Source organism: Flavobacteriaceae bacterium GSB9 (assembly GCA_022749295.1).
In the GTDB taxonomy this organism is placed as follows: domain Bacteria; phylum Bacteroidota; class Bacteroidia; order Flavobacteriales; family Flavobacteriaceae; genus Flavisericum.
Genome location: CP062007.1, coordinates 2,996,986 through 3,011,124 on the forward strand (window position 1 = coordinate 2,996,986; position 14,139 = coordinate 3,011,124).

9 protein-coding genes are annotated in these 14,139 nt (G+C 36.4%); all 9 read left to right on the forward strand.

The genetic code is table 11. From position 1 onward, the window contains the following. Positions 1-17: 17 nt before the first annotated feature. Positions 18-752: a LytTR family DNA-binding domain-containing protein gene (locus tag GSB9_02647; protein ID UKM66074.1), complete on the forward strand. Its 735-nt coding sequence runs from the start codon at positions 18-20 to the stop codon at positions 750-752. A gap of 17 nt (positions 753-769) precedes the next feature. Continuing rightward, positions 770-1,474 (forward strand): queuosine precursor transporter, encoded by a 705-nt coding sequence (locus tag GSB9_02648; protein UKM66075.1) that lies wholly within the window; start codon positions 770-772, stop codon positions 1,472-1,474. A 102-nt stretch (positions 1,475-1,576) separates the two neighbouring features. Further along, the gene (locus GSB9_02649; GenBank protein UKM66076.1) at positions 1,577-4,270 is read left to right on the forward strand and encodes an AsmA-like C-terminal region-containing protein; all 2,694 of its coding nucleotides are present in this window, start codon (positions 1,577-1,579) and stop codon (positions 4,268-4,270) included. A gap of 168 nt (positions 4,271-4,438) precedes the next feature. Continuing rightward, a complete protein-coding gene (locus GSB9_02650) occupies positions 4,439-5,836 on the forward strand; it encodes a BNR repeat-containing protein (GenBank protein ID UKM66077.1) in 1,398 nt (465 codons plus the stop codon). A gap of 4 nt (positions 5,837-5,840) precedes the next feature. After that, positions 5,841-7,049 (forward strand): glycoside hydrolase family 88 protein, encoded by a 1,209-nt coding sequence (locus GSB9_02651; GenBank protein UKM66078.1) that lies wholly within the window; start codon positions 5,841-5,843, stop codon positions 7,047-7,049. A 2-nt stretch (positions 7,050-7,051) separates the two neighbouring features. Next, on the forward strand, positions 7,052-9,400 hold the full coding sequence (locus tag GSB9_02652; protein UKM66079.1) for a beta-galactosidase: 2,349 nt from the start codon (positions 7,052-7,054) through the stop codon (positions 9,398-9,400). A gap of 206 nt (positions 9,401-9,606) precedes the next feature. After that, on the forward strand, positions 9,607-10,446 hold the full coding sequence (locus GSB9_02653; GenBank protein UKM66080.2) for a glycoside hydrolase family 43 protein: 840 nt from the start codon (positions 9,607-9,609) through the stop codon (positions 10,444-10,446). Positions 10,447-10,618: 172 nt separating this feature from the next. Further along, positions 10,619-12,652 carry a thioredoxin family protein gene (locus tag GSB9_02654; protein UKM66081.1) on the forward strand — a complete coding sequence of 678 codons (2,034 nt, stop codon included), beginning with the start codon at positions 10,619-10,621 and terminating at the stop codon, positions 12,650-12,652. Between the two features lie 20 nt (positions 12,653-12,672). Next, complete coding sequence (locus tag GSB9_02655; GenBank protein ID UKM66082.1) at positions 12,673-14,127, forward strand: exo-alpha-sialidase; 1,455 nt, start codon at positions 12,673-12,675, stop codon at positions 14,125-14,127. Positions 14,128-14,139 lie beyond the last annotated feature (12 nt).

Below are 14,139 nucleotides of genomic sequence, written 5' to 3' on the forward strand. Positions count from 1 at the left end.
CTCCTAACGTATAAAGTATGAAATTAAATTCCATTATAGTAGAAGACGAAGAAACCAGTAGAGACATTCTAAAAAATTATCTCAAAAAGTACTGTCCCAATGTTACGGTTGTGGGTGAGGCAGCCAATGTAGACGAAGCTTTGGTTTTAATACGGAACCATGAGTTGGATGTGGTGTTCCTGGATGTGGAAATGCCTTATGGTAACGCTTTCGATTTGCTCGATAAAATGGGTAATGTTAATTTTGAAACCGTATTTGTTACGGCCTACAATCACTATGCTATTGATGCATTAAACGCCCATGCTTCCTATTATTTAACTAAACCTATTTCCATCGACGAACTTATAAAAGCCGTTGATTATGTTACTGAAATAAAAACTAAGGAAAGCGCCTTGCAGGACCAAGTGCTTGTGCCAAAAACAAATCCAGTTAATGGTAAAATAACCATTCCACAACTGGATGGTTTTGAGGTGTTGAATACTTCCGATATTTTATATTGTAAAGCCGACGATAACTATACCGAAATCTACCTGAACAACGATAAAAAAAAGGTGGTTAGTAAAACATTAAAATATTTTGAAGATATTTTGAGCGATAGCGGTTTTACACGGGTGCACAAATCGTATTTGGTTAATGTAAGCGAAGTGGTAAAATATGTAAAAGGCAAAGGGGGTAGTGTGCTGTTGAGTAATGGAAAGGAAATTATGGTTTCGGCCTCAAAAAAATCCGGTTTATTATCGTATTTTAAGTGATTTAAAAATTGCAATTAATGACGTTAAAAGACAAATTGGCTGCCCAGCGTACTTATATCCTTTTAGGAGCTTTGTTTATTACCTCGTTGGTAGTTTCCAATCTTATTTTTCAAAAATTCTTTTATTGGTATCCGTTCGATGTTGAAATCTTCGGGAATAAACTTTTTGAAATTTCAGTGGGTATTTTGCCTTACCCCATAACATTTTTGATTACCGATTTAATCAGTGAGATATACGGGAAAAAGCGCGCCAACGATGTGGTGGTAACTGGTATTTTCGCTTCGTTGTTTTCGTTGTTAATTATTTACACGGCAAGTGAAGTGCCCGCAACGCCTTGGTCTCATATTGATGATGCCACATTTTCGAAGGTGTTTGGAAACTCGGCCATTGCAGTTTTTGCCAGTATGCTCACGTACTTGTTCGCACAGTTTGTTGATATTCAAATTTACCACTTCTGGAAACGGCTTACCAAGGGTAAGCACTTATGGTTGCGAAACAATTTTTCTACCTGGTTTTCGCAGTTTGTAGATACATTTACCATTGTGTTTTTACTGTGTTCTTTCAGTATTATTGAGTGGACCAATTTTAAAGGCTTGTTGGTAAGTGGTTTTCTGTTTAAAGTCATAGTTGCTGTTTGCGACACGCCTTTATTGTATTTTGGCGTTTACCTATTTAGAAAACGATTTAAGCTAAAACTAGGGGAGGAGATAAACTTACTTTAATATGCTGCTGTAAATTGTAGGAATAGGTTAAATTTTTATTAAACTTGCTGTTCAGTTAATCAGTTGCCCCTTTTGTAACGTATATTTCTATAAAGTTTACTTATGAAAAAAGCCTTTAAAATTATTGGAATAACATTGTTGGTTATCGTTGCATTACTTTTGGTTTTGCCATTTGCATTCCAGGGTCAGATACAAGACATTGTGAAGCGTTTTATTAACCAGAATTTAAATGCGAAAGTTGAATTTAGTGATGTGAATTTAAGTTTTATCAGGAGTTTTCCGCAAGCCCATGTTGGTGTTTCAGATTTGCTCATTACCAATTTTGAACCTTTTAAGGATGAAACACTGGCTACGGCCAAAACCATATCATTTACCATGTCGGTTAAAGAACTTTTTAAAAAGCCTAGCGATGGTCCGGTGGTAGTGAATTCCATCACTGTTGATGAGGCACTTTTAACCCTTAAAACTGATAAATTTGGAAATGTTAATTACGATATTGTAAAAGAAAGTGAGGGAGAATCTTCGGAAGAAGGTAGCGGGTTCTCGTTTGATATTGAAGACTACGCTATAAATAAAAGTGCTTTCACGTATATTGATGAAGAGTCTAAAATGAAGATTGATGTCACGGAACTGAACCATACAGGGCATGGAACCTTTTCGGCCGAAACTTCAGAATTGGATACCAAGAGTGAAGCCAATCTTAGTTTTACTATGGACAGCACAAATTACCTGAGCAATAATCCGGTAAGATTAGATGCGTTAATTGGCATGGATTTAACAAACGATAAATACACTTTTAAGGAAAACAAAGGTTTTATAAACGATTTGCCTTTAGAGTTTGAGGGTTTTGTGCAATTAATGGACGAAGGACAAGAGGTGGATATTACGTTTAAAAATCCAGAATCCGATTTCAAAAATTTCTTGGCGGTAATTCCAAAGTCTTATTCAAAAAATATCGACGATGTTGAAACTACGGGCGATTTTAAGGTCAATGGCGTTATAAAGGGTATGGTAACAGATGAAACGATTCCGAATTTAGATATCAATATTACATCAAATAATGCATCGTTTAAGTATCCAAATTTGCCCAAACGTGTTGAAAATATTGTGATAAACACGAGTATAAAAAATACAACGGGCCATACTGATGATACCTATGTGGATATTAAAACCCTCGATTTTAAAATTGATGATGATGTATTCAAATCGTCGGCCACCATCAAAAATATAACAAAAAATATGCTCGTCAATGCCAGTCTAGACGGCGTTGTTAATTTGGCTAATATCACTAAGGTTTACCCTGTGGAATTGGAAAATCAATTGACGGGAATTTTAAAAGGAAAGCTGAATACCACTTTTGATATGAACGCTATTGAGACTAATGCCTACGAGCGTATTAAAAATAACGGTTCGGTGAATATTACCGATTTTGTGTTTTCTTCCGGAGATATTGTGAATCCTATTCATATTACCAATGCCGATATGGCTTTCCAGCCTGGTACGGTATCGTTAAACCGTTTTAATGCGAAAACGGGCGATAGTGACTTAAATGCCATTGGAACTATAAAAAATTTATTAGGTTTTCTGTTGAGCGACAATACTTTAAAAGGAAATTTCAATGTAAGTTCCAATATGTTTAAAGTTAATGATTTTATGACTGTTGATGAAGAAAATCCAACCGATAATAAAACAACCAGTAGTTCCGAATCGCTTAAAATACCAGCCTTTTTAGAGTGTGTTGTTAATGCTAATGCCAAAACGGTGGTTTACGATAATTTGAATTTGAAGGACGTTTCTGGGCAGCTCTATATAAAAGACCAACAAGCAACTTTGGAAAACCTTAAGTCCAATATTTTTGATGGCGCTTTAATGCTGTCAGGAGATGTCTCTACAAAAGGCAAAACGCCTACCTTTAACCTAAATTTAGGTGCCGATGGTTTTGATATAGCAAAATCATTTAAAGATTTGGAACTCTTGCAGAATATAGCGCCAATAGCTAATTTACTTCAAGGAAAATTAAATACTGATATTAAATTATCGGGTAATTTAGATAGTGAATTTTCACCGGTTTTAAGCAGCGTTTCTGGCAATGCGCTTGCTGAGTTGCTTACTACAAAAATAAATGCAGAACAAAGCAAGTTGCTCAACAAACTGGATGGCGCTTTGAATTTTATTGATTTTAATGAACTTGACCTTAAGAATCTAAAAACCAAATTTTCATTTGCTAACGGAAAGGTAAGTGTGCAACCTTTCGATTTAAAATACAAAGATATTGGCATTACCGTTTCGGGTTCGCATGGTTTTGATAAAACAGTGGACTACAATACCGTATTTAACGTGCCCGCCAAATATTTGGGCAGTGAAGTAAACCGACTTATTGGGAAAATAAATGATGCCGAAGTGAACAAAATAACAATTCCTGTAACAGCTAATATTACAGGAAGTTTAACTAACCCTACGGTTAAAACCGATTTAACGAGCGGTGTAAATAACCTTACCCAACAACTTGTTGAAATTGAAAAACAAAAGCTGCTTAACCAAGGTAAAGATAAGGTTAAAGATTTAATAGGAGGGGTGATAGGTTCAAATAAAACAAAAACCGATTCTATAAAACAGCAGCAAAATAATGTGGTTAAAGATGTTTTGGGCGATATTGTAAAAGGAAGTACTACTAAAAATGATTCAATAAAAACAACAGATACTACGGCAACCAATACACCATCAAAAAATATCAAGGACGCTTTAAGTAATCTTTTTGGTAAAAAGAAAACAAAGGTTAACGATACGCTCAATTAAACGTAAAACAGCGTTTAAAGAAAAATGAAAATTTAAACTGTCATGCACCAAAAAAATACAATGTATGGCAGTTTTTTGTTTGCGGTTCTTTCATTTTTCTTCCAATTAAAATAATTAATTTATATTAGTTTTTTAATTAACGAATTAAACTCAAAAAAGTAAAAGGCCTTGTCAAATATTTACGCCGTATATCGATTTTTACGGAACAATTTGGAGTCTGGGTCGCATGCTGTTTCCTTTAAAAAAAAATACAGCTGTTTTAAGACATATTTTTTCTGGTTCGTTGTTGTTTTGTTTTTAAGTTCTTGTTCCAGACCTATTGCTTTTTCCACAGTAGGCAAGGGTTGGAGCAATAACTCGGTAAATGTTGTTAAATTTAGAAAGAATGCGCTTACCACTTTTGGCGATTATCAGTTTGTAGCATATTACGATCAAGGAAATAATTTGGTTTTGGGTAAGCGAAAACTTAATACTTCACGTTGGGAAACTTTAACGACATCATTTAAGGGCCATGCTGAAGATGCTCATAATAGTATAAGCATAGCTGTTGACGGAAATGGGGTTTTACATGTTAGTTGGGACCACCATAATTCAAAATTGAAGTATGCTAGGGGGCTATCACCGTTAAGTTTAAAATTGGGTGAAACGCAATCCATGACGGGAAACCTTGAAGAAAAAGTAACCTATCCAGAATTCTATAACTTGCCAAATGGAAACCTACTGTTTTTTTACCGTTCAGGACAATCGGGAAGGGGCAATTTAGTTATCAATTCTTATAATGTTGATACAAAGCAATGGCAGCAAATTCAAAATAATCTTATAGATGGTGAAGGTCAGCGTAGCGCATACTGGCAGGCTTGTGTTGATAATTTTGGTACAATTCATGTGTCTTGGATTTGGCGCGAAACTTGGGATGTTGAAACCAATCATGATTTGTGCTATGCAAAATCTACAGATGGTGGAAAAACATGGCGAAAATCGAATGGTGAAAAATACGAGTTACCCATAACCTTAGCTACAGCTGAATACGCACTTAAAATACCACAAAATAGTAATTTAATCAACCAAACGGCAATGGTTACCGATCAACATGGAGCACCCTTTATTGCAAGTTATTGGAGCGATAATAAAATTCCGCAGTACCATGTGGTATACTTAAGCAATGGTGTTTGGGAAAAGGTAAACACAGGTTTTCGAAAAACGGCTTTTGTTTTGGGAGGTGGGGGCACTAAAAGAATTCCTATTTCTCGCCCCGATATTTTTATCGACACATTTTCAATAAATAAAAAAGTTAATCTTATATTTCGAGATGCTGAATCTGGTAATAGAATCTCTTTAGCCCATGGTGGGTTGAAAAATAATACACCTTGGAAAGTTATAAATTTAACCCAGAAGAGTGTTGGTGAATGGGAGCCTAATTATGATGTTTCGCTTTGGAAAAGTAAAGGTAAACTTAATGTTTTTGTTCAAGACGTTACGCAAATTGATGGTGAAGGTGTTGCAAAAAAGGAACCTACAATAATAAAGATTTTAGAAATTAAAGATATAACTAAACTTTACAACTGAACTAATGAATAGAATAGTCGCGCTTATAATGGCTTTAATGGCCTTTACGATTTCCTTTGCTCAAAAAACAGATCCGTTAATTTTAGAAATCGAAAAGGCTCTTAACATCGCCTCAAATCAATATAAAAACATGAAAGACCGTCTGCCCAAAGGCAGATACCCAAAAACATATCATGCCAATTCCGATAAGTTTGAAACGAGTAACTCAGGCTGGTGGTGCAGTGGCTTTTACCCAGGTACCCTGTTGTATTTGAATGAAGCGGTTAATGCGTCTGAACTAAAACAGGAAGCTGATAGCGTTTTAAACGATTTAAAAAAGGAACAATTCAATACTTCAACACACGACCTCGGTTTTATGATGTTTTGTAGTTTTGGGAATGCCGAGCGTTTAAGCCCTTCACAAGAATATAAAGATATTTTGATGAATAGTGCAAAATCTTTGGCCACCCGTTACGACGATACAGTTAAATGCATCCGTTCTTGGAATAGTGCACCATGGAATAGTGCTGGTGAAGATGATTTGGTGGTTATTATAGACAATATGATGAATTTAGAACTACTCTTTTGGGGCACCGAACATAGTGGAGATAGCACGTATTACAATATTGCCGTAAACCATGCGAATAAAACTATGGAGAATCACTTTAGGGATGATTACAGCTCGTTTCACGAAGTTGTTTACAACGAAAAGACAGGTGATGTAAAAAAGAGAATTACTAACCAAGGAGCCGCCGACGATTCGGCTTGGGCGCGTGGACAAGCTTGGGGTTTGTATGGCTATGTGGTGATGTACAGAGAAACCCAAGATCCTAAGTACCTAGAGCAAGCGAATGCTATTGCAAGCTTCATTTTAAATCATCCTAATATGCCAGAAGATATGATACCCTATTGGGATTTTAATGCTCCTGATATTCCAAATGCATTAAGAGATTCTTCGGCAGCCGCCATTATTGCTTCTGCTTTGCTCGAATTGCAAAATTATGTTGATGGAGAAACACAAAACGATTATAAAATTAAAGCCAAAACCATGCTAAAAAGCTTGCTTAGTCCAGAATATTTAGCTGAAAAAGGTACTAACGGCGGTTTTGTTTTAAAACACGGCGTGGGAAATATGCCCAAAAATACCGAAATTGATGTACCACTTTCATATGGTGATTATTATTTAATTGAAGCTATGATGCGGTATAGAAATAAACACAAAATAACAAAATAACAATGCATAAATTATTTTTAATATCAACACTATTATTATTTTTTACTGTAGGTTTTTCACAGAGTAAAATTCATGAAAAGGAACATACTTTTGAGATTGGAAAAGAACATTTTCTACTAGATAATACACCTTTTCAAATTCGTTGTGGTGAAATTCATTTTGCGAGGGTTCCTAAAGAATATTGGCGTCATCGTATTCAAATGATAAAGGCACTGGGCATGAATACTATTTGTGCTTATTTGTTTTGGAATTTCCATGAACGTTCTCCTGGAAATTTTAAATGGGATGGTGAAGCGGATATTGCTGAGTTTTGTAAAATAGCCCAAGAAGAAGGGATGTGGGTTATTTTAAGACCTGGTCCATATGCTTGTGCTGAGTGGGAAATGGGCGGTTTACCTTGGTGGCTTTTAAAAAATGATGATATCAAACTTCGTACTACAGATCCGTTATATATAAAGGCTTCACAAAATTATTTAAATGAAGTGGGTAGGATTTTGTCTAAATTACAAATTACAAATGGGGGACCCATTATAATGGTTCAAGTTGAAAATGAATATGGTTTTTATGGAAATAATGCCGATTATATGGGCATTATGAGAGATGCTGTAATTGATGCGGGGTTTAATGTACCATTGTTTTCTTGCAATCCAACTTCGCGTTTAAAAAATGGATTTCATCCAGATCTTTTTCCTGTTGTTAATTTTGGAGCTAATCCAGAAGGTGCATTCAAAGCATTACGAGAAATTCTTCCCGAAGGACCATTGATGTGCGGTGAATTTTATTCTGGTTGGTTTGACACTTGGGGCACACCGCATAGTTATGGGAAAATCGATCAATATTTAAAGGATATGGAATACATGCTGAAAAAAGGGGCGTCATTTAGTATTTATATGTCTCATGGTGGTACCACTTTTGGTTTTTGGGCAGGTGCAGATCGACCATTTAAGCCAGATGTATCGAGTTATGATTACGGAGCACCTGTTAGTGAAGCTGGATGGGTTACAGATAAATTTATCAAAACACGTTCGTTAATTTCTAAAAATTTAATGCCAGGTGAATCACCTTTACCAGAGCCTCCTGGTCCAAATCCGATGACAACTTTTTCATCAGTTGAACTAAAACAATTCGCTCCACTTTTCAAAAACCTTTCTGAACCCCTTGTTACAGAAAATCCTAAAAACATGGAGTATTACAATCAAGGAAGAGGCAGTATTTTATATAGAACGATGCTGCCAGCAGGAAAAGATTGTGTTTTAAAAGTTGAAGCAGTTCATGATTTTGCATGGATTTTTTCTAATGGAAAAAAACTTGGTGCAATGGATAGGAGAAAGGGTGATTTTGAGATTAATATTCCTGCAAGAGAAAACGCAACTACTATTGATATTCTGGTACATGCTATGGGTAGGATTAATTTTGGACCAGAAGTACATGACCGAAAAGGACTTATTGGATCCATTCAATTTTTGGATGATAAATCAAATAATATCAAGATTGGGAATTGGGAAGTATTCAATATTCCTTATGACGATTCCATGTTAAAGAATTTAAAATTTGAAGAAGCTAATCCAAATGAAAACATGCCAGGAATTTGGTCTGGTGAGATTATGATAGATAAGGTTGGTGATGTTTTTTTAGATGTAAGTAGTTGGGGAAAAGGCGTGGTTTGGATTAATGGGCACTGTTTGGGAAGATATTGGAATATTGGACCTACACAAACAATGTATATTCCAGAACCATGGTTAAAAAGAGGAGTCAATAAAGTATTAGTTTTAGATTTGTTAGGGCCAGAAAAGGCTATTTTAAGAGGCTTAGACACCCCCATTTTAAATGACTTACATCCAGAAAAGGATTTTTCATATTCTAAACGTCCAAGCGTAGAGCTCAATATTAAAAAAATTAAACCAAACCATACAGGGCAATTTTTATCTGGGGGTAATGCGCAAACCGTTAATTTTTCAGAGACTATATCTGGACGGTATTTCTGTTTTGAGGCTTTAAGCTCATTTGATGAAAAACCTTTTGCAGCTATTGCTGAAATGGATATTCTTGATACTGAAAATAACCCTATAAACCATGAAAATTGGAAAATTGCTTATGTAAGTAGTGAAGAATTAGAAAAGGAAAATGGTAGTGCAGAAAATGCTATAGACGGACAGATATTTAATTATTGGCATTCTTCATGGGGGGATAGCAAACCTGATTACCCACATTATCTTGTAATCGATTTGGGTAAAGATGAAAAAATATCTGGCTTTAGATATGTTCCAAGAGCTGACAATAATAGTCCTGGTAGAATAAAAGACTATCAGGTTTTTATTGGAAATGATATCATCAAGAATAAGGGCAAATGAAAATTGTCTTGTTAAGAAATCTTAGCCATGTGCTCATTTTTAATAAACAAAAGTTTAGTCTTGCCTTTGGACTTTTATTGTGTTTTTTTTGCATTACTTTTTGTCAGGCACAAAGAAAATATGTTATAAAGAAAGATGTTCCTCTTGATTCCATCCGACTGAGTGATCCTGCAATTTTGGTTGACAGTGTGTCCAAAATGTATTATATGACAGGCACGGGAGGAAAGCTTTGGAAAAGTAAAGATCTAAAGTTTTGGGACGGGCCTTTCCCCATGGTCAAAACAAATCCAAATTCTTGGATGGGACCCAAACCTATGATATGGGCAGCTGAGCTTCACCAATACAAGAATAAATACTATTGTTTTGCCACATTCACCAACAAAAAGGTAATAATTGATACCGTGGCTGGAAATATCATCGAACGCAGGGCAAGTCATGTTTTGGTTAGTGAAAAGGCTGAAGGACCTTATGTCCCTATGGAAGAAGAAACGTATTTGCCTGCAAATAAACCCACCCTCGATGGTACCTTATGGATCGAAGATAATGGAAAGCCCTACATGGTGTACTGTTATGAATGGTTACAAAATGGAAACGGCACGATTGAAAAAATTGAATTAAAACCAGATTTAAGCGGTTCGGTAGGTAAAGGGCAAGTATTGTTTAAAGCAAGTGATTCACCATGGAGCAAAGAGAAAGATATTAAAGGAAATGAGAAGCCACATAAAGTAACTGATGGTCCTTTTCTATTTAAAACGGGTACGGGCAGACTAGGGATGATTTGGACGAGCTGGCAATACAATGTTTATGCACAAGGTGTGGCTTACTCAGAAAGTGGTACTCTAGATGGCCCTTGGATTCAGGAAAAAGAATTAATTACGCCTCCTAATTTTGGTCATGGTATGCTGTTTAAAACATTCGAGGGTAAAACCCTAATGGCAGTGCATAGTCATAAAAAGATAAATGAGCGTACCATACGCATTCCACATTTGTTTGAAGTTGATTTGTCAGGAGACAAACTTGTTGCTGTAAAACCATTTGCACCGTAGGCAATGTTTAAGCAAACGAAAGGTGTTACTTTTATTTTAAAAGTAAAAATAGTTTTCATCGTCATTTCAATATTAAAACTATCTTAAAAAGGGCACAGTATAGTTTTAAAGTTTTAGTTTTGGTAAAATTTATGGCATTGAGCCGTAAAAAAGAATACAACTAGAAATACCAATGAAAAAACTAATTTTACTTCTTGCATTTGTGGCAGTAAATGTATTACAGGCGCAAATACTGGAACCTGTTAAATGGAGTACGGCGGTTAACAAAATATCAGATTCAAACTATCAATTGGTGGTTACGGCCACTATCGATTCGGGCTGGCACCTCTACTCTCAAAACGTTCCAGAAGGTGGCCCTATTCCAACTACGTTTAGCTTCAACACTTATGAGAACTCCGTAAAACTTATTGGTAAAACATCTGAAGAGGAAGGGCATACGGTTGATGACCCGGTCTTTGAGATGAAAATAAAATACTTTGAAAACACTACAGTTTTTAAACAGAACATTGAAATCAACGAAAAAATTGAATCCATAAAAGGAACAGTCGAATTTATGGCATGCGACGATACGCGATGCTTACAACCAACCGAGGCAGAATTGATTTTCAACTTTAATTCAAAAGAAGGTGCAAAAGCTGCAGAATTGGGTGATGAAAACAAAGAGTTCTCGATAAGTTTAAATGATTCAGCCGCAAACAACATGTTATATGGGATGACTTTAGAAGATTTAAAGAATCCTCGTGATACAGATGAGTCTATAAGCCAGACACCTAATGTCGAACAAGGCAATAGTGCGTTGTGGAAGATCTTTGGTTTGGGTTTTTTAGGAGGTTTACTGGCCTTGTTAACCCCCTGTGTGTTTCCAATGATTCCTCTAACAGTTAGCTTTTTTACCAAAAAAAGTGGCAACTCCAAAGAATCAGGAGTCTGGAAAGCATTATTGTATGGGTTCTTTATTTTTGCGGTATATATTATATTAAGTGTACCATTTCATTTGTTAGATTCGGTTAATCCAGATATCTTAAATGAAATCTCAACGAATGTATGGCTTAATGTTATATTTTTCATCATTTTCATATTTTTTGCTTTCTCCTTTTTTGGATATTACGAGCTAACGCTTCCATCAAACTGGACCAATAAAACAGCAAAAGGTGAAAATTTTGGAGGTGTTGTTGGAATCTTTTTCATGGCATTAACATTGGCCTTGGTATCGTTTTCATGCACAGGTCCAATACTTGGGTCTTTATTGGCAGGTTCGTTAACTGCCGATGGCGGCGCTTGGCAACTTACATCAGGGATGGCTGGTTTTGGTGTGGCTTTAGGTTTGCCTTTTGCTGTATTTGCTATGTTCCCGAATATGATAAACGCTTTGCCAAAATCTGGAGGATGGTTAAATACCACAAAGGTTATCTTAGGCTTTCTGGAATTGGCATTGGCGTTTAAGTTTTTGTCGAACGCCGATTTGGTAGCCCATTGGAATATTTTAAAAATAGAACCTTTTTTAATTATATGGATTGTCGTTTTCACCGGCTTGGCGCTCTATGTTTTCAGGTTTATTAAGTTTCCGCACGATGCACCCATAAAAAAACTGTCGTTTTCGAGATTAGCAGGCGGAGTATTGGTTGTTGCTTTTGTAGTATATTTAGCGTCTGGATTCAGGGTTAACGAAGACACAAAAACGTTTACTCCTTTAACGCTTTTAAGCGGATTGGCACCTCCAGTAGGTTACAGCTTCTTGTATCCCAACGACTGCCCTAATAACCTAAATTGTTTTAAAGATTTAAAGGAAGGTGTGGCATATGCTAAAAAGGTAAATAAACCAATAATGATAGATTTTACCGGCTTGGCTTGTGTTAACTGCCGAAAAATGGAAGAGCACGTATGGCCCATTGAAAAAGTAGACGATTATTTAAAAAATGAATATGTTATTATCTCGCTTTACGTCGACGACAAAAAGAAACTGCCTGATAACGAGCAAATAGAAGTGGCCCGAATTAATGGCGGTAAAAGACAACTTGAAAACTATGGCCATAAATGGGCGCATTTTCAAACACGGTTTTTTAAAACCAATTCGCAACCTTATTACGTGCTTTTAAGTCCTGATGGTAAGCAAATACTTAACACACCCGTAGGCTATACGCCAGATGCCGATCAATATTACAACTGGCTTAAAGACGGAATATCCAGCCTAAAAAAGTTTAATTAACCAACGATTAAAACTAATATATGATTACCAAGCGATTCCTTTTAGTTCAAATGTTATTAATAACTTTAATATTTGGATGTAAAGAGAATGAAAAAACAGAAAGCAGAACACAGGTCAAGATAGCAGGAAAAGTGGTGAATGCCTTAGGTAAGCCTATTTCTGAAGCCGTAATTAAATTAAAAGCTACCGGCGAAACAGCAAAAACAAATGAGAACGGAAAATTTGTCCTTTCTGGTAATGTGCCAAAGGGAAGTGGGCAATCAAATATAGACTTACCAAAATTTATCGACACCATCTCGGTAGAAAAACCTGGTTTTTTAAACTATCAAAAAGTAATTACTAATCCTGAAATTTCTGAAATGATTATAGTGCCCGCAGCTAGTGATTTGCCAGCTGTTCAAGAAGACTATATTTTTGAGAGTTCTCCACATTTTAGGTCATGCCATGCTTCTACCATTTTAGAACTTGATAATGGCGATTTGCTTTGTTCGTTTTTTGCTGGTACAAAAGAGGCTTATCCCGATGTGGAAATATGGATGTCTAGAAAGTCTACGGGAAAACAATGGACAGCCCCCTTAAGTGTAGCTGATGGAGTTCAGTCCGATTCGGTTCGTGTAGGTACTGGAAACCCTATTTTATTTAAGCCCTTGGGCGAAGACCTTACCTTGTTTTATAAAGTTTTAGGACCTGGCGACCCGTGGAAGGGATGGTACAAAACCTCTAGTGACCTTGGTAAAACTTGGGGTAAACCCCAGGAGTTGCCCGATTTAATGATTGGACCCGACAAAAATAAACCAGTACAATTAGCAAGTGGAACGATTTTAGCACCTTCGGCTGTAGAAGATTCCAACGGCTGGCGCGTGCATGTGCTTCGTAGTACAGATAACGGAAAAACATGGGATAAAATGGGTCCTATAAACCCAGAAGCTAAAATTGGGGCTATCCAGCCTACATTGTTAACGTACACCGATGGGCGTATCCAAATGCTTTGCCGAACACGTTCAGAACATGGTTTTATGGCACAAAGCTGGTCAGATGACGATGGTTTAACATGGTCGCCACTAGAGGCTTTAGTGTTGCCAAATAACAATTCTGGTGCCGATGGTGTTACTTTGCGTGATGGACGGCAACTCTTGGTTTATAACCATTCCACCCGAACACAAGAAGGTATGGGGCATAAAGGGCGCGGAATACTTAATGTCGCATTAAGTCGTGATGGTATACATTGGGAAGCAGCCCTTATACTGGAGTATCTTGATGAATCTGGAAAGCAGTTTTCGTACCCTTCAGTAATTCAAACCAATGATGGATTGGTACATATTCTTTATACTTGGCACCGAAGACGCATTAAGCATGTAGTTATTAATCCAGAACGATTAAAACCTGTGCCTATGCCAGAAGGCAAATGGCCAACAGATGGGCCTGTTTCTTTAGAGGTTTTCAAGAAAACAAAAACAAATGACGAACAGTTGTAAGAAAATTGATTT

Coding starts and splice junctions, on each gene's coding strand:
- GSB9_02648 (UKM66075.1), top strand. CDS start 770: ATGACGTTAAAAGACAAATTGGCTGCCCAGCGTACTTATATCCTTTTA.
- GSB9_02651 (UKM66078.1), top strand. CDS start 5,841: ATGAATAGAATAGTCGCGCTTATAATGGCTTTAATGGCCTTTACGATT.
- GSB9_02654 (UKM66081.1), top strand. CDS start 10,619: ATGAAAAAACTAATTTTACTTCTTGCATTTGTGGCAGTAAATGTATTA.
- GSB9_02653 (UKM66080.2), top strand. CDS start 9,607: ATGACAGGCACGGGAGGAAAGCTTTGGAAAAGTAAAGATCTAAAGTTT.
- GSB9_02647 (UKM66074.1), top strand. CDS start 18: ATGAAATTAAATTCCATTATAGTAGAAGACGAAGAAACCAGTAGAGAC.
- GSB9_02649 (UKM66076.1), top strand. CDS start 1,577: ATGAAAAAAGCCTTTAAAATTATTGGAATAACATTGTTGGTTATCGTT.
- GSB9_02655 (UKM66082.1), top strand. CDS start 12,673: ATGATTACCAAGCGATTCCTTTTAGTTCAAATGTTATTAATAACTTTA.
- GSB9_02652 (UKM66079.1), top strand. CDS start 7,052: ATGCATAAATTATTTTTAATATCAACACTATTATTATTTTTTACTGTA.